Source organism: Actinomyces radicidentis, from assembly GCF_001553565.1.
GTDB classification, from domain to species: Bacteria; Actinomycetota; Actinomycetes; order Actinomycetales; family Actinomycetaceae; genus Actinomyces; species Actinomyces radicidentis.
Genome location: NZ_CP014228.1, coordinates 2,984,999 through 3,003,920 on the forward strand (window position 1 = coordinate 2,984,999; position 18,922 = coordinate 3,003,920).

Consider the following 18,922-nt stretch of genomic DNA (forward strand, 5'->3'; position numbering starts at 1 on the left):
ACGCGGTCGAGGTCGACCGGCGTGGGTGCGGCGGGGACGGGCGCGTCGAGGCTCGTCGGTTCGGTCTGGGGCACGGGGCCACCCTAGCCAAGTGGGGCGGGGAGCCGTCATGGGCGCCGTCACGCGCTCACGGTGAGCGGAACCGGGAAGGCCTCCGGCGGCGGGGCCCGGATGGGCCGCGGAGGAGGCCGGGCGGCTCAGGCGCTCCGCCGGCGCAGGCGCTCGAGGCGAGCCGTGCCGGCCGCGGCGGAGGGAGCCGCGGCCGGTGCGAGGGCGTCGGCGAGGCGGTCCTCGACGTCGTCGGCGAGGGCGGTTCCGATGGCGACGAGACCCGTGGGAGGGTCGCTCACCGGTGAGGCGGCGGGCTCGGCGGTGAGGTGGACGCGCCCGGCGACGGCGTTGACGACGTAGCGGCGCACGCGGTGCTCCCCTGCCGCCGGGCCGGCGACGTCGACGGTGCCCTTGAGCCGGTAGGCGCTGGCGGGCGGGGTCTCGAGGAGGTCGGCGAGGCGGCCGGCGTCGACGGGCGCGCCCGCCGGGACGCCGGCGGAGCGTGCGTGGACGTGGTCGTGGTGGTGCCCGCCGTGGTGCTCGTGCTGCTCGGCGCGGGCCTCGCGGACGAGCTCGGCGAGCGGGAGCTCACCGGGCGGGGTCGGGCGCTGCGCGACGTCGAGGACGAGGAGCGGGTCGAGGCGCCCGCCGGGGGCCTCGACGACGTGGGCGCGGCGGTTGCGGGCGGCGACGCGCTCGCGTACGCGCGCCATCTCGGTGTCGCGGTCCGCGGGCTCGAGGTGCTCGGTCTGGGTGACGGCGACGAGGGTGGCCGCGGCGTAGCGGGCGGGCGGCTCGGAGCCGGCGTCGATGGTGGTGGACTCGTGGAGGGCGTCGACGACCTCGATGAGACCGGCGAAGCGGGTGGAGCGGGAGGCGGAGGAGCGCAGGAGGCGGGCGAGGTTCTCGGGCTCGGCGACGCCGGAGGCCTCGATGATGATGGCGTCGAGGTCGGCGCGGGCGCGCACGAGGCGAGCGAGGCTCGCGTCGATGCCGCCGGCGTCGGGCAGGCAGCACAGGCAGCCGCCGGAGATCCCGACGGGCTCGTCGACCTCCCCGGCGACGAGGGCGGCGTCGACGTTGATGTCGCCGAAGTCGTTGATGATGACGCCGAGGCTCGCGCCGCGCGTGCGCAGGAGGTGGTTGAGGAGGGTCGTCTTTCCCGCGCCGAGGTACCCGGAGACGGCGATGACGGGGACGGGCCGGCGACTGCTCACGGGCGCATGGTGCGACGCGGTGGCGGGCGCGGGCAAGACGGGTGAGCCCGACGTCCACGGCCGACCGGCCGCACCGGACGGCGCGTGCTCAGGCGCGGGCGCGCAGGAAGGTGAGGACGGCGCGCACACGGCGGTTGTCCTCGCCGGGCGGGAGGTCGAGCTTGGCGAGGACGTTGGCGACGTGCTTGGCGACGGCCCCGTCGGACAGGACGAGACGCTCGGCGACCTGCGCGTTGGACAGCCCCTCGGCCATGAGGGCGAGGACCTCCTCCTCGCGGGGCGTGAGGCGCGCGAGCAGCCGGGCGGCTGCGGGGTCGCCCGCGCCGGGCTCAGAAGCAGGTCTGCGGTCGGTGGGGACGCCGTCGTCGTCTCGGTCCTCCGCGTCGCTCGCCGGGCGGACGAGGCGCGCCATGACCTCGGGGTCGACGACGACGCCGCCGGCCGCGACCAGCTCGAGGCTGCGCAGGAAGTCGGCGACGCGCCCGACGCGCTCCTTGAGCAGGTAGCCCACTCCCCCGGCGCCGGCCGCGGCGGACTCCCCGGCGCCGTCGAGCAGGTCGCGCAGGTAGGGGCCGGCGACGTAGGCGGACAGGACGACGACGGCGAGCCCGGGGTGCTCGGCTCGCAGGTCGACGGCGGCGCGCAGGCCGTCGTCGGTGCCGGTGGGAGGCATGCGGACGTCGGTGACGACGACGTCGGGCAGGTCACCGGCGCTCGCGAGGCGGGCGACCTCGGCGCGCAGGGCGTCGGCGTCGGCGGCCTGGGCGAGGACCTCGTGCCCGGCGGCGGCCAGGAGGCTGGCGAGGCCCTCGCGCAGGAGGGCGACGTCGTCGGCGAGCACGATCCTCATGGGCGCATCCTCGCACCCGGCTCGGCGCTCTCCGGGGCGGCGCCGGAGCCGACCGCGGCCCACGGCGGGGTGAGGGGCGCGGTGATGGTGAGGGTGGTGCCGAGGCCCCTCGGGGAGCTGAGGGTGAGGCTCCCGCCGACGGACTCGACGCGCTGAGCCATCCCGGCCAGGCCCGTGGAACCGGACGCGTCCGGGTCGGCGCCGCCGACGCCGTCGTCGGTGACTCTCGCCGTGAGACCCGCCGGGACGACGTCGAGGCGGACGCGGGCGGTCGCGTCGTCGCCAGCGTGACGGGCGGCGTTGGTGAGGGCCTCGGAGACGGCGAAGTAGACGGCGGTGGCGACCGGGGAGGTGACGGCGTCGAGGTCGGCCGCGGCGCCCGTGATCGTGACCTCCGTGGGCAGCGGGGCGCGCGCAGCGAGGTCGCGGAGGGCCGGTGCGAGGCCGCGCTCGGTGAGGACGGCCGGGCGGATGCCGTGGACGGTCTCGCGCAGGGCCCGCAGAGCGGTCTCCGCGCGGTCCTGGGCGGCGTCGAGGTCGGCGAGGAGGGCGGTGCGGGCGTCGTCGGCGCCGTCATCGGCCGCACCGTCGGGCCTCGCCGCGGCGAGCCGCTCGGCGTGCAGGCGTGCCATGCCGATGCTCAGGGTGAGGGCGACGAGCTCCTGCTGGGCGCCGTCGTGGAGGTCCCGCTCGATGCGGGCCCGCTCGGCGTCGAAGGCGTCGACGAGGGTGGCGCGCCCGGCCGTGAGGTGCCCGACCTCCGCGGAGAGATCCTCGAGGCGCTCCTCGTCGTCGGGGCGGGACAGGGCGCGGGCCATGAGGGCGCGCAGCCGTCCGATCGCCAGGAGCAGCACCGCGGTCAGCGCGAGCACGAGCAGCCCGGCGGGGACGAGCCACCACACCTCGGCTCCGCCGACGGCCTCGTGGCGGTGAGGGCCGAGGTCCACGCTGACGGGGTGCTGCGGCGAGGCGAGGAAGGGGCTTGCGATCATCGTCGCGGCGCCCGCGAGCCCGACGCCGACGACGAGGAAGGAGCCGGCTCCGAGCAGCGCGCCGCCGAGGACGAGGGGCAGGTCCTGGCGCCAGAAGGCGGCCCGGGCGACACGCCCGGAGAGCCAGGGCCAGCGGTCCTCGTCCGGACGCCGTCCCGCGGGCGCCCCGGCCCCGGTCGCGCGGACGAGGGCGCGCTCGCCCTCGGCGAGGAGCGGCACTGCGAGGTGGAGGACGGGGATCGCGAGCCAGCCGACGACCGCGAGCGCGGCGATGGCGAGGGCGTGGAGGAGCTCGCTCGCGAGGGTCCTCCACGGTCGTGGGCGTCGCGCGTCTCCCTGCTGGTTCGGGGCCGTGGTCATGACGGCGACCCTACGGTGGCGCGCGCACGCGCCGCACGGGTGCTGGCACCACCCTCGGCGCGCCCGTGACGGGCCCCAGGGCCAGTGACCGTGTGAGGGCCCAGCGGGTGGACTGCCGCCATGACACCCGCAGCACGCACCGCACCGCACCGGGTCCCGATCCCCGATCACCCGCGTTCCGTCCCCGCCACGAGCCCCGCCACCGACGGCAGTCGTCCGCCCGCGATCGAGGTCCGCGCCCTGCGGCGAGACTTCACCGTCCCCGGGCGCCGCCGCGAGCGCGTCACCGCCGTTGACGGCGTCGACCTCGCCCTGCCCGCCGGGTCCTTCACGGCCCTCGTGGGAGCCTCGGGCTGCGGGAAGTCGACGCTGCTGCAGTGCGTCGCCGGTCTGGACCGCCCGACCGACGGGGAGGTCCGGCTCCTCGGCGCCGTCACCTCGGCGCTGCGGCCCCGGGCGGCGGCCCGCTTCCGCGCGGACCACGTCGGCTTCGTCTTCCAGGACGACAATCTCGTCACCGCCCTGTCCGCGCGCGACAACGTGGCGCTGCCGGGCCGGCTCCGCCATCGTCCGCTCCCGCGCGCTGAGGTCGACGCGGCTCTGGAGCGCGTGGGCCTGACGGACCGGGCGCGGCAGCTGCCGGACCGGATGAGCGGTGGTGAGCGCCAGCGCGTGGCGGTCGCCAGGGTGCTCGCCTCGCGGCCCGGGCTCGTGCTCGCCGACGAGCCCACCGCGGCCCTCGACGTCGACGCCGGAGCCCGCGTCCTCACCTGGTTCCACGAGCTCACCCAGGCGGGCACGACGGTCCTCATGGTGACGCACGACGCGACGGCGGCTGCGAGCGCGGACGCGGTCCTCGTCATGGCGGCCGGCCGCGTCGTCGGCTCCGTGCCCGGCGGGGACCCGGACGCCGTCTCGCGAGCGGTGCTGGCGACGCGCCGCGGGGGTGAGGGCCGATGACTCGGTTGCTGCTCGCAGACCTGCGCCGTCACGCCTCCTCGTGGGCCTGGACGGTGGTCGTCGCTCTCATGGCGGGTGCCTGCGTGGCCGGTGAGCTGCAGGTCCTGCACGGCTCGCTGGCCTCCGCGGCCGGGGCTACGGGGACGACCTCCCAGGGCGCACCGGTGTCCGCTGACCTCACGGACGCGGCCCGGACCGTCTTCGGCTTCATCGTCACCGGGGTCGTCCTCGCCGCGGCGAGCGTGCTCACGGCGACGGCTTCGCTCGTCATCGAGTCCCGCGGCCGCGACCACGGGCTGTGGCGCGCGCTCGGGATGCGCCCCGGCGCGCTGCGCGCCCTCCTCCTGGGGCAGCTCGCGCTCGTCGGGGCCGTGGGCTCCCTCGGCGGGGTCGCGCTCGGTCGGCCGGTCGCGTCCCTCATGCTGCCGCTGCTCGTCGACCAGCAGGTCGCGCTGCCAGGCACGACACCCGACTGGCAGCCGCTGGACCTGGCCTGGACGGCGCTCGTCGTCGCCGGCGCCGTCCTCCTGGGCGGCTGGAGCCCCGCGCGAAGGGCCTCCCGGGCCCCCGAGTCCGTGCTCCTCGCGGGCCGGTCCGGGCCCGTGGGCCGGGGCGCCGGCCGGGTGCTGGCGCTGCTCGCCCGGCTGGCGGTGGCAGCGGGCTGCGCGACGGGCCTCGTGGCCGCCGTCGTCGCCCTGCACCGCGGGACGCTCAGCGCCGAGAACACGGCGAACGCGGCCGTCGGCGGGGCCTTCACCGCGCTGACCCTCGTGTGCGTCCTCGCCCGCTGGCTCGTGCCCACCCTCGAGCGCCTGCTCGCGCTGCTGCCCGTCCCAGGGCCGTCCTGGCTCGTCGCGGCGAGGACGGCCGCGGTCGAGTCCCGGCGCTCCGCCGCCACGGTCCTGCCCTTCGTGGTCGCCATCGGGCTCGTCGCCGTCATGTTCGGCATCCGCTCGGCGGGAGTGGGCAACATGCGCCTGTCCGGCTTCGTGTCCATGTTCGGGCTCGCCTTCGCGACCGCCTGGACGGGCGGCGTCGCCGCCATCGCGATGAGCGCGAGCCGTCGACGTCGCGACGCGGCGCTCCTGCGGGCCGCCGGGGCGCAGGAGCGGGACGTGCTCACCGCCCAGGTCCTCGAGGGAGTGCTCCACTCGCTGTGCGCGGTGGTGCTGGGCCTGGTGGTGTCAGTGGCGACGAGCACGCTGCTCGCGGCGGCACTGGAACGACCGACGGGCGTCGTGGTCCGTCAGGGGCCGTGGGCCGCGCTCGGCGTCGTCGGGGCGATGACCGTCGTGACGACCTGCCTCGCCGTACTCCTCTCCGCGCGCGCCGGGGGCGGAGAGAGCGTCGGGGAGGTGCTGCGCGGCCGGGACTGAGGCCTCCCCGGCGCGAGCACGGTGCGCCGTCGACAGCCCGACCGCATACTGGGAGCACCAGACCGCGACCCGAGGAGGACGCCGTGCCCGCACCGCGCTGCGACAAGTGCCGCAGGAGGATCCGGGGGGGAAGGTCTACCGCTCCCCCATGGCGCAGCCCCTGTGCGCCGACTGCCACACGCGGGTCAACGGCCAGATCTCCGGCTACATGACCGGCGGCTACAAGGGCGCGCTCGCCGGCCCGGGCATCCTGTCCTGGATGCGCAAGGCCATAAGCTGCGACGATGCGAAGTGAGCGTCCTCCCGTGGCCTCCTTCCACCACGTCGAGATCTGGCTCGAGCACCCGGCCGCCGAGCTCCTCGCCTGGCGCTGGCTGCTGGACGCCATCGGGCTGACGCTCGAGGCGCGCTGGGACGAGGGCGAGTCCTGGGCGACCGCCGAGGACGGCTACCTCACGCTCACCGCGTCGCCGAACACGCGGCCCGGTGGTCACGACCGCCGTCGCCCCGGCGTCAACCACGTCGCCTTCGCCCTCGGGGAGGCGGACGCCGTCGACGCCGTCATGGAGGCGGCACCGGATCACGGTTGGCAGCCGCTCTACCAGGAGCGCTACCCGTGGGCGGGCGGCCCCGACCACTACGCCGGCTGGTTGGAGAACGCGCAGGGCTTCAAGATCGAGCTCGTCGCCAAGCGGGCTCCTCGCCATCATCGGAGCGGCGCTGCTGCCGCGCTGACCGGGGAGCCTCCGTCCGGCTGCGCAGGAGGCCCAGGAGCCGTCACAGCCTCACGGAGCGCAGCCGCGCTGCGTTGCTGATGACGCTCACGCTGGACAGCGCCATGGCGAGCGCGGCCAGCATCGGGGAGAGCAGGACCCCGAGCCACGGGTAGAGGACGCCCGCGGCCACCGGGATCCCGATCGCGTTGTAGATGAAGGCGAAGACGAGGTTCTGGCGGATGTTGCCCATCGTCGCCCGCGACAGGCGGCGGGCGCGCGCGATGCCGGTGAGCTCGCCGGACAGGAGGGTCACGCCGGCCGACTCCATGGCGACGTCGGTGCCGGTGCCCATGGCGAGGCCGACCGCGGCGGCGGCGAGCGCGGGGGCGTCGTTGACGCCGTCACCCGCCATGGCCACGACGTGCCCGGCACGGGTGAGCTCGGTGACGACGTCGGCCTTGTCCTGGGGACGGACGTCAGCGCGGACCTCGTCGATGCCGAGGCGCTCAGCGACGGCGCGGGCCGTGGCGGCGTTGTCGCCGGTGAGCATGACGACGTGGACGCCCTCGTCAGCGAGGTCCGAGAGGGCCTGCGGGGTGGACTCCTTGACCGGGTCGGCGATGGCGAGGATCGCGGCGGGGGCGTCGTCGACGGTGAGGAAGACCGCGGTGGCGCCGGAGGCGCGCAGGGCGTCGGCCCGCTCCTGCAGCTCGGCCCGCTGGGCGTCGTCGGAGGCGGCCAGAGCGAGTCCGGCGTTGCCGACGGTGACGGCACGACCCTCGACGGTGGCGGTGACGCCGCCGCCGGAGGTGGAGGCGAAGTCGGTCGAGGCGGGGACGTCGAGGCCGGCGTCGGCGGCCGCCTCGACGACGGCGCGGGCGAGCGGGTGCTCGGAGCCGCGCTCGACGGCGGCGGCCAGCCGCAGGGCATCATCGCGAGTCGTGTCACCGAGGGTGACGACCTCGGTGACGGTGGGGCGCCCCTCGGTGAGGGTGCCGGTCTTGTCGACGACGAGGGTGTCGACCTTCTCGAGGGTCTCGAGGGCCTCGGCGTCGCGGACGAGGACGCCCTCCTTCGCGCCGCGGCCCACGCCCACCATGATCGACATGGGGGTGGCGAGGCCCAGCGCGCAGGGGCAGGCGATGATGAGGACGGAGACGGCGACGACGAGGGCGTGGGCGAGGCGCGGCTCAGGCCCGACGGCGAGCCAGATCGCGAGGGCGAGGAGCGCGATGCCGATGACGACGGGGACGAAGACGGCCGAGACCTTGTCGACGAGGCCCTGGATGGGGGCGCGAGAGCGCTGCGCGGAGGCGACGAGGTCGACGATCTGGGAGAGCATCGAGTCGCTGCCGAGCTTCTCGGCGCGCACGAGCAGCGAGCCGGAGGCGTTGACGGTGCCGCCGACGACCGCGTCACCCTCCTCCTTGCTCACGGGCAGGGACTCGCCGGTCACCATGGACTCGTCGACGCTGGAGCGGCCCTCGGTGACGGTGCCGTCCACGGGGATCTTGTCCCCGGGGCGGACGCGGACGACGTCGCCGGGGACGAGCTGCTCGACGGGCACCTCGGACTCGGTGCCGTCCTCACCGACGCGGATCGCGGTGGCCGGGGCGAGGTCCATGAGGGCGCGGATGGCGCCGGAGGTGGTCTCGCGGGCGCGCAGCTCGAGGACCTGACCGAGGGCGACGAGGGCGACGATGACGGCGGCGGCCTCGAAGTAGACCTCGACGCGACCGTCCTCGCGCATCGACGCCGGGAAGAGGCCGGGGGCGAGGAGACCGACGAGGCTGTAGAGGTACGCGGCCGCGACACCGAGCGAGACGAGGGTGAACATGTTGAGCGAGCGGTGACGCACGCTGGCGACGCCGCGCTGGAAGAAGGGCAGCGCGGCCCACAGGACCACGGGGGTCGCGAGGGCGAACTGGATCCACTGCGAGACGGCGGCCGGGATGGCGGCGTCCCAGGCCGGGACGAAGGGCACGAGCATCGTGAGGACGAGGATCGGGACCGCGAGGGCCGCGGAGATCCACATGCGGCGGCGCATGTCGGCGAGCTCGGGGTTGGGGCCGTCGTCCGAGCTGGGGGCGATGGGCTCCAGCGCCATGCCGCACTTCGGGCAGGAGCCCGGGTGGTCCTCACGGATCTCGGGGTGCATGGGGCACGTGTAGACGACGCCCTCCACGGCCGGCGTGGCGACTGTGGGCTCCCCCGTGCCGGTGTCGTGCTGGTGGGCATGGTGGTGAGCGTGGTCGTCACCGGGGTGGTCGTGGTGGGCGTGCTCACCGTGCGAGTGCGAGCCGGGGGCGGCGGCCTCGTCAGCGGGAGCCAGGTTCATGCCGCACTCGGGGCACTGCCCGGGGCCGTCCTGCCGCACCTCCGGGTGCATCGGGCAGGTCCACACCTCCGGCGTCGGTTCGTGGTGGGCGTGCGAGTGGGTGCTCATGCGGTACTCCTTCGGTCGTTGGACAACCACTATAACCCCTACCCCCTACGGGTATATTCCCGAGCGATCCGCCTGACGCGACGGCGGCGTCGTCACCCGGCGCGGGTGGCGGCGCCGCCGTCGAAGGACCCGTACTCAGCCGATGGCGTCGACCTCGTGACAGCCGTTGGCGCGGAAGATCGCGCGCATCGCCTCGTTGCGAGGGTCGGTGGAGTCGACGTAGCGCTCGGCCTTGACGGCGCGCAGGCGCCCCATGCCCCAGCGGTGAAGACGGCGCCCAGCGCCCTGCCCGCGCCGCTCGGGGACGACGCCGAGGTAGAAGATCGTGCCGGTCTCGGGATGCCCCGGGAAGGTCTGAGGCAGGACGACGCCGATCTCGCCGTCGTCGTCGGAGAGGACGACCCAGCGCTCGGCGACGAAGGCCGGCCCGGCCGCCTCGATGAGCTCGCGCAGGTCCGAGACCGCGGACTCCGGCGTGCTCGTCTCGAAGGGGTCTCCCTCGCTCGCGCGGAGCATCACGCCGGAGAATGCCTCCTCGCCGAGCTCGGCGAGGCTGGTCGTGCGCCAGCCCGCGGGAAGCGGCTCGAAGTCGGGCAGGTGGGCGATGGAGCGCTCGACGCGGATCTTCTCAGTCATCGCACCCATCGTCGGCGGGGGCGCGAGCCCGGTCAAGCCGGGCGCAGCAGGACCGTCAGAGGATGCCCGTGCGCGCGAGGTGGGCGCGGGTCGCGGCGAGCGCCGTCGCGAGGTCGGTGGCGTGGAAGCCGTGCTGGGCGCCGTTGACGCGCAGGAGCCGCGCGTCCGGGATGACGTCCGCGGCCCGCTCGGACCACGTGAGCGGGACGAGCGGGTCGTGCGTGCCGTGGACGAGGAGCGTGGGCGCGGTGACGCGGGCGAGCTCGGCGTCGACGTCGAGGTCCCAGACGTCCGCGGCGTAGCGGCGTCCGAGGAGCTGCCCCATCCAGGTGAAGGTCTCGCCGACGGCGTCGAGGGAGCCCAGGCCCCGGTGGAGGTCGTCGGTGATGCACAGGGCCGGGTACCAGGCGACGACCGAGGCGACGGACTCGGGCCGCCGCGCGGCCGTGTACAGGCTGACGGCGCCGCCCTGCGACTGACCGACCAGCGCGAGCCGGGTCGCGTCGACGGCGCCCCACTCACCCTCGCCGGAGGCGGAGCCGGCGAGCGCGGCGTCGATGACGTCCGCGAGGTCGGCGATCTCGGTGAGGACGGACATGCCGGTCATGTCACCCGCGGCGGAGCCGCCGCGGAAGGTGAAGCGGTAGGTGGCGGCGCCGGCCTCCGCGAGGTCGTCGGCGACCGGCTGGGTGCGGGTGAGGTCGGAGCGGAAGCCGTGGCTGACGACGACGAGCGGCGGGCGTGCGCCCGACGGCGCGGCCACCGCGTCCTCGCCGGTGAGCGCCAGCTCGGCCGGGCGGCTGAGGACGCCGTCGAGGACGCCGCCCTCGCGGGTGGGGACGGTGAGCGGGACGCGGAGGACGGGCACGGAGGGTCTCCTCCGCGCTCAGATGGTGCGGGGCTCGGACAGGGCGGTGCGTCCGCCCATGTCCGGGGCGCCGACGCGCAGGGTCGGCAGGCCCAGGCTCACCGGGGCGGAGTCGGGCTCCGGGGTCGCGCAGGCCTCGGCCTGGTGGCGTTCCCAGGCGTCGCCGGCGCGGGTGCGGCGCACCTCGAACAGGGCCGGGCCGTCGTCGTACCAGACGCGGTCGCCGGCCTTGAGGGCCTCGTTCGCTGCGCGCTCCTCCTCGCTCAGCGCGGTGCCGCACAGGGCGGAGTCGGCGATGAGATTGTGCGGGGCGCCGTGCGTGACGCGCACGGTCACCATGTCGCCGGGGCGCGGGGCGCCGCCTGCGTAGTCCTCGGCGTCGAGTCCGGCCGGAAGGGCGACGTGGACGAGGCGGTTGTCGGCGGCGCGGCCCGAGACGCGCGCGGTCGTGGCGTCACGGCGGCCCTCGCCCTCGGCGACGAGCACCTCGACGACCTTGCCCTCCTGCTTGACGTTCTCCTCGTGCGTGATGCGGCGGACGAGCTCGTCGAGACGGCGGTAGCGGTCCTTGACGACGTCGACGGGGACGGGCGGCAGGTCGGCGGCGGGAGTGCCGGGGCGCGGGGAGTACTCGAAGGTGAAGGCGGAGGCGAAGCGGGCCTTCTCGACGACGTCGAGCGTGGCCTGGAAGTCCTCCTCGGTCTCGCCGGGGAAGCCGACGATGATGTCGGTCGTGATGGCGGCGTCGGGCATGGCAGCGCGGACGTCGTCGAGGATCCGCAGGAACTTGGCGGAGCGGTAGGAGCGGCGCATGGCGCGCAGGACCCGGTCCGAGCCGGACTGCAGCGGCATGTGCAGGCTCGGCATGACCTCCGGGGTCTCGGCCATGGCGTCGATGACGTCCTGGGTGAAGGCGGCCGGGTGGGGGCTGGTGAAGCGGACGCGCTCGATGCCCTCGACGCCGCCGGCGGCGCGCAGGAGCTTGGCGAAGGCGCCGCGGTCGCCGAAGCCGACGCCGTAGGAGTTGACGTTCTGGCCGAGCAGGGTGACCTCGACGGCGCCCTGGTCCGCGACGGCCTCGATCTCGGCGAGGACGTCGCCGGGGCGGCGGTCGCGCTGCTTGCCGCGCAGCGAGGGCACGATGCAGAAGGTGCAGGTGTTGTTGCAGCCCACGGCGATGGAGATCCAGGCGGCGTAGACGGACTCGCGGCGGGTCGGCAGCGTGGACGGGAAGACCTTGAGGGACTCCGCAAGCTCGACGGCGGCCTCCGCGTTGTGGCGGGCGCGCTCGAGGAGCGCGGGCAGGACGTCGAGGTTGTGGGTGCCGAAGACGACGTCGACCCACGGGGCCTTCTCGACGATCCCCTCGCCCATCTGCTGGGCGAGGCAGCCGGCGACGGCGATCTGCATGCCGGGGCGCTCGCGTTTGACCGCGGCGAGCTGACCGAGGTTGCCGAAGAGGCGGGTGGCGGCGTTCTCGCGCACGGAGCAGGTGTTGATGATGACGACGTCGGCGCCGCTGTCACCGGCCTCGGTGGCTCGGGCGGCCGCGGCGGGCACGTCCTCGACGCGGCTGTAGCCGGCACCCTCGAGGAGACCGGCCATGTGCTCGGAGTCGTGGACGTTCATCTGGCAGCCCAGCGTGCGCACGTGGTACGTGCGGGGCAGGGCGCCGGCGGTCCCCGCGGCGGCGCCGTCCGTCGTCGCGGGGAGAGTCTCGGTCAGCGCGGTCGGAATCGTCTCAACGGTCGTCATCGCTAGGCAGTCTAGGGTTCGCGCCCCGGCGCCCCGAAGTCCCGGGGCACGAGACCTCGCCCACGCGGTCCCGCGGGCACGATCGGGGGGGCGGCCGCGGGCGCTCCGCCCTAGGATCGGAGCATGAGCAAAGACGCTTCCCTCATCCTCATCGACGACCCGGTGCGGCACGGCGACGGCGAGGACGCGCGCTGCCCGGAGGGCCGCCGCCTTCGCCACGTCCCCTTCACGGAGCCGGCCCTCACCGTCCTCAACCTCGGCCTCGTCCGCGGCGACGGGATCTTCGAGACCGTGAGCGTCGTCGACGGGGCCATCCAGGCCGCCGACGCCCACCAGGCGCGGTTCCTTCGCTCGGCGCGGATGCTCGACCTGCCCGAGCCGGACATCGAGGTCTTCCACAGCGCCGTCCTCACGGCCGCGGAGGACCTCGAGCACGTCACCGCCGACACGCAGGTGCTCGTCAAGGTCGTCATGACCCGCGGCCTGGAGCCCCTCGACCCGGCCGGCCCTCCCCCGGCGCCGGTCGGCTGGGTGCTCGCGTGGGTCCCCGAGGGGCTCGAGGGGCCACGTGTGAGCGGACGCGACCTCGTCACCCTCAACCGGGGCCTCCCGCTCGGCGTCGGCGAGTCCGCGCCGTGGCTCCTCGTGGGCGCGAAGACCCTCTCCTACGCCGTCAACCAGGCGGTCACGCGCGAGGCCCGGCGCCGCGGCGCCGACGACGCCCTCCTCGTCACCTCCGACGGCTACGTCCTCGAGGGGCCGACGTGGAACGTCGTCCTCCTCATCGACGGCGTCGCCGTGACGCCCCGCCCCGAGGGCGGCCTCCTGCCGGGCACCACCCAGCGGGACCTGTTCCGGGTGCTCGAGGCGCGCGGGCTGCGCACCGAGCAGCGTGACGTACGCGTCGAGGAGCTCGAGCGGGCGAGCTCGGCGTGGATGACGGGCTCGGGGATCTACGCCGTCCCGGTGCGGCACCTCGACGGGCGCGAGCTCGTCGTCGACGACGCGCTGACGGCGGGGCTCAACACGGCCCTCGCGGCGCGGCGCTCCTGAGCGCTCGGGACAGGCGGGGCGCCGCCCCGGGGCCCGGGCCGATGACGGCCCCGGTGGGGGCCAGGACGGGTCCGCCGGGGCCGTCCCGGCCCAGCCCGGAGGCCGGCGACGGGCGCCTGCGGAGCCTTGCACGGGACCCCGCAGGTGATTAGTTTTGCCCCGGAAAGAACTCGGCGGAGCCCGCCGACACCCCACGGAGGAACACCGATGCCCCTCGCCCACCTGCGTGCCGCCGGCACCTCCCTCGTCCTCGACCTCCTCGAGGACCGCCTCCCCGTCGTGCGCCACTGGGGCGCCGACCTCGGGGACCTCAGCGCCGAGGCCCTCGCCGACGTCGCCACCGCCTCCCGCACCGCCCTGGACGGCAACGCCCAGTGGATGGCCAACGACCTGCCCGTCCTCCCCCTCGCCTCCCTCGGCTGGTCCGCCCGCCCCGCCGTCGCCGTCGCCCGCGAGGACGGGTCCGGCACCTCCCCGCACCTCGGCGCCGTCACCCACGAGGTCACCGCCGAGGAGGGCCCGGCCGGCACCGTCCAGATCGTCCGCTCCTCCGGCACCGACGAGGCCGACGCCATCACCCTGTCCACCGAGATCCGCCTCGAGCCTGGCGGCCTCGTCCGCGTGCGCGCCGCCGTCACCGACGAGCGCCCCAGCACCGACGCCGCCACCCCCTTCGGCGGGCACGGCGACCTCCTCGTCACCGAGCTCACCCCCTACCTGCCGGTCCCCGACGCCGCCGACGAGCTCCTCGACATGGCCGGGCACCACATCTACGAGCGCCACCTCGTGCGCTCCGCCTTCGTCTCCGGCACGCACCTGCGCGAGTCCTGGGAGGGCCGCCCCGGGCACGACGCCGCCACCTGGCTCGCCGCCGGCCGCACCGGCTTCGGCTTCCGCACCGGCACCGTCCACGCCGTCCACCCCGCCTGGAGCGGCAACACCCGCTTCGCCGCCCTCAACCCCATGCAGGGCCGCCGCCTCCTCGGCGCCGGCGAGGCGCTCCTGCCCGGCGAGATCGTCCTCGGCCCCGGCGAGACCTACGAGACCCCCTGGGTCGCCTTCTCCTGGGGCGAGGGCCTCGACGCCGTCTCCCACCGCTCCCACGACTACCTGCGCAGCCTCCCCGCGCACCCGACCACCCCGCGGCCCGTCATCCTCAACACCTGGGAGGCCGTGTACTTCGACCACGACCTCGACAAGCTCAAGGCCCTCGCCCACCGCGCCGCCAGGGTCGGCATCGAGCGCTTCGTCCTCGACGACGGCTGGTTCGGCTCCCGCCGCGACGACACCTCGGGCCTGGGTGACTGGCAGGTCTCGGAGGAGATGTGGCCCCAGGGCCTGGAGCCCATCGCCTCCTACGTGCGCGACCTCGGCATGGAGTTCGGCCTCTGGTTCGAGCCCGAGTCCATCAACGTCGACTCCGAGCTCGCCCGCCGCCATCCCGAGTGGATCCTCTCCGACGGCGGCGAGGGCACCCCCGAGCACCGCCAGCAGCGCATCCTCGACCTCAACGCCCCCGGCGCCCTCGACTACCTCCTGGGCGAGATCTCCGACCTCGTCGAGCGGGTCGGCATCGACTACATCAAGTGGGACCACAACTCCCCCGCCGTCGGCGTCTCCCACATGGTCGAGCCGCGCTCGGTGCGCCACGGCCGCAGCGGCGCCTCCGCCGTCCACGAGCAGACCCTCGCCCTCTACGAGCTCATGGACGCCCTGCGCGAGCGCCACCCCGGCCTCGAGATCGAGTCCTGCGCGGGCGGCGGCGGCCGCATCGACATGGGCGTCCTCGAGCACAGCCAGCGCGTGTGGACCTCGGACTCCATCGACGCCCACGACCGCCAGGACATCCAGCGCGGCACCGTCCTCCTCATCCCGCCGGAGGTCATGGGCACCCACGTCGGCACCGCCCGCGCCCACACGACCCTGCGCGACCTCGACGTCACCTTCCGCGCCGGCACCGCCCTGTGGGGCCACATGGGCGTCGAGTGGGACCTCACGAGCGCCGACGACGCCACGCTCGACCTGCTCACCTCGATCATCGCCCTGCACAAGGAGCACCGCGACCTCCTGCACTCCGGGCGCACCGTCCACGCGGACACCGCCGTCGACGACGCGCTGCGCGTCGAGGGCGTCGTCGCCACCGACGGCTCGGAGGCGCTCTACGAGCTCGCGGCCATCGGCCAGACGGTCGCCTGGCCGGCCTCGCCGCAGCCCCTGCCCGGCCTCGACCCCGAGCGCAGCTACCGCGTCGAGCTCGCAACCCCGGCCTACCCGGAGCTGAACAGGCCCGCCGGATGGATGGCCGAGGGCGTCACGCTGCCGGGCGCCTACCTCACGACGGTCGGCATCGGCCTGCCCGGTCTGCACCCGGACCACCTCGTCCTCGTCCGCGCGACCGCGGTCTGACCCCGCCTGCGGGGACCGCTCCGAAGGCGGGGCGCCGGTGCCGCCGTCGGGTCGGGCCCGCGAGCGCCGCGGCCTCACCGCCGGTCCCGCCCTGCCTGGCCACGCCGGGACGGCGCGCATCCTTATGCGCGCCGTCGCAGCGTTTCCCAGGTGCGTCACCTGTCACACGGAGGACATGTCCGACCTTAGGATGTGACCCGGTTCATCCCCGACCGGAGGTCACGATGGCACACCCCGCCACCCCGCACGCCCCGTTCGCCAGCCGCCACGTCGGAGCCCACCAGGCCCTCCACGACGCGTCCGGCGCCGGTGCCGGCACCCGCTCAGCCTCGCCGATCCTCGGTGTCCTCGGCGTCGGCTCCCTCGAGGAGCTCGCCGACGCCGTCGTCCCGGCCGGCCTGCCCCGTCTGGATCCCGCCGCGCACGAGACGCCCGAGGAGCGCCGGGCCCCCACCGGCGGGCTCTCCGAGGCGCAGGCCATCGAGACCCTGCGCCGCCTCGCCGCACTCAACGACCCCCACACCGAGATGATCGGCCGCGGCTACCACCCGACCGTCACCCCGGCCGTCATCGTCCGCGACGTCCTGTCCGACCCCGCCTGGACCACCGCCTACACCCCCTACCAGGCCGAGATCAGCCAGGGCCGCCTCGAGGCGCAGCTCCTCTTCCAGACGGTCGTCTCCGACCTCACCGGCCTGCCGGTGGCCTGCACCTCGCTGCTCGACGAGGCCACCGCCGTCGCCGAGGCCGTCCTCCTCATCCACCGCGGCGTGCGCAGGCCCGAGGGCCGCGCCATCGTCCTCGACGAGGGCCTCCACCCCCAGTGCCTCCAGGTCGCCGAGGCGCGCTGCGAGAGCCTCGGCCTGCCGACCGTCCGCGCGAGCGCCCAGGCCGTCGCCGCCGGCACCGCCCTGCCCGAGGGCTCCGCCCCGGTCCTGGGCGCCGTCCTCGCCCACACCACCACGCGCGGCGCCGTCCAGGACCTCGCCGCCGCCGTCGCCGCCGTCCACGAGGCCGGCGGACTCGTCGCCGTCGACGCCGACCCGCTCGCCCTCACGCTCCTCACCGAGCCGGGCGCGATCGGCGCGGACATCGCCGTCGGCTCCGCCCAGCGCCTCGGCGTCCCTCTGTTCTTCGGCGGCCCGCACCCCGGCTTCATGACCGTCACCACGACGCTCCAGCGCCAGATCCCCGGTCGCATCGTCGGCGTCTCCCACGACGCCGAGGGCCACGAGGCCTACCGCCTCGCCCTCCAGACCCGCGAGCAGCACATCCGCCGCGAGAAGGCCACCTCCAACATCTGCACCGCGCAGGCGCTCCTCGCCGTCGTCGCCGCCTTCACGTGCGTCCACCACGGCCCCGAGGGCCTCACCGCCATCGCCGAGCACGTCCACCGCCAGGCCGCGAGGATCGCCGTCGGCGCGAAGGACGCCGGGCTCGCCCTCGAGCACGAGTCCTTCTTCGACACCCTCAGCGTCGTCGTCCCCGGCGGGGCCGAGGCCGCCGTCGCCCGCGCCGCCGAGCGCGGGCTCAACCTGCGTCTCCTCGACGCCGACCACGTCGGCCTGTCCACGAACGAGACGACGACGGGCACCGACGTCACCACCGTCATCGAGGCCCTGGCCGGCCTGCGCCCCGGCGAGCTCGAGTGGGAGCCCACCGACGAGCAGGCCGAGAACCTCCCCCTCCCGGCCGGACTGGCCCGCACGAGCGGGTTCCTCACCCACCCGTCCTTCCACGCCTACCGCTCCGAGCCCGCCCTCGTGCGCTACATCCGGCGCCTCGGGGACCGCGACCTCGCCCTGGACCGCACGATGATCCCGCTGGGCTCGTGCACCCTCAAGCTCAACGCGGCGGCCCAGTCCGCCGTCTGGCTCGAGCCGGCGCTCGCCGGGATCCACCCCTACGCCCCCGCCGAGCAGACCATCGGCTGGCGGCTCATCCTCACCCAGCTCTCCGAGCGCCTCGCCGCCCTCGCCGGCTACGACCGCGTCACCCTGCAGCCGGCCTCCGGCGCCCAGGGCGAGCTCACCGGCCTGCTCGCCATCAAGCACTACCTGCACGAGAACGGCCAGGGCCGGCGCGACGTCTGCCTCGTGCCCGCGAGCGCGCACGGCACCAACGCCGCCTCCGCCGCCGGCGCGGGCCTCGCCGTCAAGGTCGTCGCCACCGCCGAGGACGGCTCCATCGACGTCGAGGACCTCAAGGCCACGCTGGCCGAGCTCGGGGACCGCGTCGCCGCCATCATGCTCACCTACCCCTCGACCCACGGCGTCTTCGAGCCGCAGGTCACCGAGGTGACGCGCCTCGTCCACGAGGCCGGCGGCCAGGTCTACATCGACGGCGCCAACCTCAACGCGCTGACCGGGCTGCTGCGCCCGGGCGACCTCGGTGGCGACTGCTCCCACCTCAACCTGCACAAGACCTTCGCCGTCCCGCACGGCGGCGGCGGCCCGGGCGTCGGCCCGGTCGCAGTCAAGGAGCACCTGGCCCCCTACCTGCCCGCCGGCCCCGAGGGCTCGGCCCTCCCCGACGAGGACGACCCCGACGCCGGCTTCGGCGGCGCCCCCGTCATGGGCACCCGCTTCGGGTCGGCCGGCGTCATGCCCCTGTCCTGGACCTACCTGGCCCTGCTCGACGACGCCGACCTGCGCGAGGTCTCCCTGTCCGCGATCGCCAACGCGAACTACGTCTCGCGCGAGCTGGCGGAGGCCTTCCCGACCCTCTACACGGGTCCGGGCGGCTTCGTCGCCCACGAGTGCATCCTCGACCTGCGCGAGCTCACCGCCGCCACCGGGGTGACCGCCGAGGACGTCGCCAAGAGGCTCATCGACTACGGCTTCCACGCCCCGACGCTCTCCTTCCCGGTGCCCGGCACCCTCATGGTGGAGCCCACCGAGTCCGAGCCCCTCGAGGAGCTCGACCGCTTCATCGCCGCCATGCGCGCCATCCGCGCCGAGATCGACGAGGTCGCGGACGGCCTCGACCTCGAGCAGTCCGTGCTGCGCCGCGCCCCGCACACGCTCGCGCAGGTCGCCGGCGACGAGTGGGACCGCGTCTACCCGCGCTCCAAGGCGGCCTTCCCGTTGCCGGGGATGGATCGCGACAAGTACTTCGCCCCGGTCGGCCGCATCGACAACGCCTGGGGCGACCGCAACCTCATGTGCACCTGCCCCGCCCCGAACGCCTTCGAGGACGCCGAGGCAACGACCACCACCAGCGCGAAGGAGAGCTGA

At 75.2% G+C, this 18,922-nt stretch carries 14 protein-coding genes; 7 read left to right on the top strand and 7 right to left on the bottom strand.

Annotated elements, in window-relative coordinates; all coding sequences use genetic code 11:
* Window positions 1–197 precede the first annotated feature (197 nt).
* The 3 genes from AXF14_RS12645 to AXF14_RS12655 all read right to left on the bottom strand — a co-directional run bounded on the left by AXF14_RS12645 (window position 198) and on the right by AXF14_RS12655 (window position 3,470).
* Complete coding sequence (locus AXF14_RS12645) at window positions 198–1,268, bottom strand: CobW family GTP-binding protein (protein WP_067943728.1); 1,071 nt, start codon at window positions 1,266–1,268, stop codon at window positions 198–200.
* A gap of 88 nt (window positions 1,269–1,356) precedes the next feature.
* Window positions 1,357–2,118: a response regulator transcription factor gene (locus AXF14_RS12650; protein ID WP_067943729.1), complete on the bottom strand. Its 762-nt coding sequence runs from the start codon at window positions 2,116–2,118 to the stop codon at window positions 1,357–1,359.
* The gene (locus AXF14_RS12655; RefSeq protein ID WP_084355578.1) at window positions 2,115–3,470 is read right to left on the bottom strand and encodes a sensor histidine kinase; all 1,356 of its coding nucleotides are present in this window, start codon (window positions 3,468–3,470) and stop codon (window positions 2,115–2,117) included. The genes AXF14_RS12650 and AXF14_RS12655 overlap by 4 nt, the downstream gene beginning before the upstream one ends.
* 120 nt (window positions 3,471–3,590) lie before the next feature.
* On the opposite strand from AXF14_RS12655, the gene AXF14_RS12660 reads away from it, so the two are divergent.
* The 4 genes from AXF14_RS12660 (at window position 3,591) to AXF14_RS12670 (ending at window position 6,621) form a co-directional block, all read left to right on the top strand.
* Window positions 3,591–4,430, top strand: coding sequence for an ABC transporter ATP-binding protein (locus AXF14_RS12660; protein ID WP_084355579.1), 840 nt, complete (start codon window positions 3,591–3,593; stop codon window positions 4,428–4,430).
* Window positions 4,427–5,806 carry an ABC transporter permease gene (locus AXF14_RS12665; protein ID WP_067943730.1) on the top strand — a complete coding sequence of 460 codons (1,380 nt, stop codon included), beginning with the start codon at window positions 4,427–4,429 and terminating at the stop codon, window positions 5,804–5,806. The genes AXF14_RS12660 and AXF14_RS12665 overlap by 4 nt, the downstream gene beginning before the upstream one ends.
* A gap of 148 nt (window positions 5,807–5,954) precedes the next feature.
* A complete protein-coding gene (locus AXF14_RS14045) occupies window positions 5,955–6,101 on the top strand; it encodes a hypothetical protein (RefSeq protein ID WP_169798274.1) in 147 nt (48 codons plus the stop codon).
* 10 nt (window positions 6,102–6,111) lie between these two features.
* On the top strand, window positions 6,112–6,621 hold the full coding sequence (locus AXF14_RS12670) for a VOC family protein (RefSeq protein WP_150118494.1): 510 nt from the start codon (window positions 6,112–6,114) through the stop codon (window positions 6,619–6,621).
* Here AXF14_RS12670 and AXF14_RS12675 read toward each other — a convergent pair.
* The 4 genes from AXF14_RS12675 to miaB all read right to left on the bottom strand — a co-directional run bounded on the left by AXF14_RS12675 (window position 6,584) and on the right by miaB (window position 12,227).
* A complete protein-coding gene (locus tag AXF14_RS12675) occupies window positions 6,584–8,968 on the bottom strand; it encodes a copper-transporting P-type ATPase (RefSeq protein ID WP_067943732.1) in 2,385 nt (794 codons plus the stop codon). The genes AXF14_RS12670 and AXF14_RS12675 overlap by 38 nt on opposite strands.
* A gap of 135 nt (window positions 8,969–9,103) precedes the next feature.
* Window positions 9,104–9,604 (bottom strand): GNAT family N-acetyltransferase, encoded by a 501-nt coding sequence (locus AXF14_RS12680; protein WP_067943734.1) that lies wholly within the window; start codon window positions 9,602–9,604, stop codon window positions 9,104–9,106.
* A gap of 55 nt (window positions 9,605–9,659) precedes the next feature.
* Window positions 9,660–10,472, bottom strand: a complete 813-nt coding sequence (locus tag AXF14_RS12685) for an alpha/beta hydrolase family protein (protein ID WP_067943735.1) — start codon at window positions 10,470–10,472, stop codon at window positions 9,660–9,662.
* 18 nt (window positions 10,473–10,490) lie between these two features.
* Entirely contained in the window at window positions 10,491–12,227 is a 1,737-nt protein-coding gene (miaB, locus tag AXF14_RS12690) for a tRNA (N6-isopentenyl adenosine(37)-C2)-methylthiotransferase MiaB (RefSeq protein WP_084355580.1), read from the bottom strand.
* Window positions 12,228–12,350: 123 nt separating this feature from the next.
* Between miaB and AXF14_RS12695 the strand changes: the two genes are divergently transcribed.
* From AXF14_RS12695 to gcvP, 3 genes are all read left to right on the top strand, one after another.
* Window positions 12,351–13,280 carry an aminotransferase class IV gene (locus tag AXF14_RS12695; RefSeq protein ID WP_067943736.1) on the top strand — a complete coding sequence of 310 codons (930 nt, stop codon included), beginning with the start codon at window positions 12,351–12,353 and terminating at the stop codon, window positions 13,278–13,280.
* 207 nt (window positions 13,281–13,487) lie between these two features.
* Window positions 13,488–15,686, top strand: coding sequence for an alpha-galactosidase (locus tag AXF14_RS12700; RefSeq protein WP_067943737.1), 2,199 nt, complete (start codon window positions 13,488–13,490; stop codon window positions 15,684–15,686).
* A 224-nt stretch (window positions 15,687–15,910) separates the two neighbouring features.
* Complete coding sequence (gene gcvP / locus AXF14_RS12705) at window positions 15,911–18,922, top strand: aminomethyl-transferring glycine dehydrogenase (protein WP_067943738.1); 3,012 nt, start codon at window positions 15,911–15,913, stop codon at window positions 18,920–18,922.

What these genes read in the sequence shown, in the direction of transcription:
- AXF14_RS12650 (WP_067943729.1), bottom strand. Translation starts at nt 2,118, where the DNA reads ATGAGGATCGTGCTCGCCGACGACGTCGCCCTCCTGCGCGAGGGCCTC.
- AXF14_RS12655 (WP_084355578.1), bottom strand. Translation starts at nt 3,470, where the DNA reads ATGACCACGGCCCCGAACCAGCAGGGAGACGCGCGACGCCCACGACCG.
- AXF14_RS12660 (WP_084355579.1), top strand. Translation starts at nt 3,591, where the DNA reads ATGACACCCGCAGCACGCACCGCACCGCACCGGGTCCCGATCCCCGAT.
- AXF14_RS12665 (WP_067943730.1), top strand. Translation starts at nt 4,427, where the DNA reads ATGACTCGGTTGCTGCTCGCAGACCTGCGCCGTCACGCCTCCTCGTGG.
- AXF14_RS14045 (WP_169798274.1), top strand. Translation starts at nt 5,955, where the DNA reads ATGGCGCAGCCCCTGTGCGCCGACTGCCACACGCGGGTCAACGGCCAG.
- AXF14_RS12675 (WP_067943732.1), bottom strand. Translation starts at nt 8,968, where the DNA reads ATGAGCACCCACTCGCACGCCCACCACGAACCGACGCCGGAGGTGTGG.
- AXF14_RS12680 (WP_067943734.1), bottom strand. Translation starts at nt 9,604, where the DNA reads ATGACTGAGAAGATCCGCGTCGAGCGCTCCATCGCCCACCTGCCCGAC.
- miaB (WP_084355580.1), bottom strand. Translation starts at nt 12,227, where the DNA reads ATGACGACCGTTGAGACGATTCCGACCGCGCTGACCGAGACTCTCCCC.
- AXF14_RS12695 (WP_067943736.1), top strand. Translation starts at nt 12,351, where the DNA reads ATGAGCAAAGACGCTTCCCTCATCCTCATCGACGACCCGGTGCGGCAC.
- AXF14_RS12700 (WP_067943737.1), top strand. Translation starts at nt 13,488, where the DNA reads ATGCCCCTCGCCCACCTGCGTGCCGCCGGCACCTCCCTCGTCCTCGAC.
- gcvP (WP_067943738.1), top strand. Translation starts at nt 15,911, where the DNA reads ATGGCACACCCCGCCACCCCGCACGCCCCGTTCGCCAGCCGCCACGTC.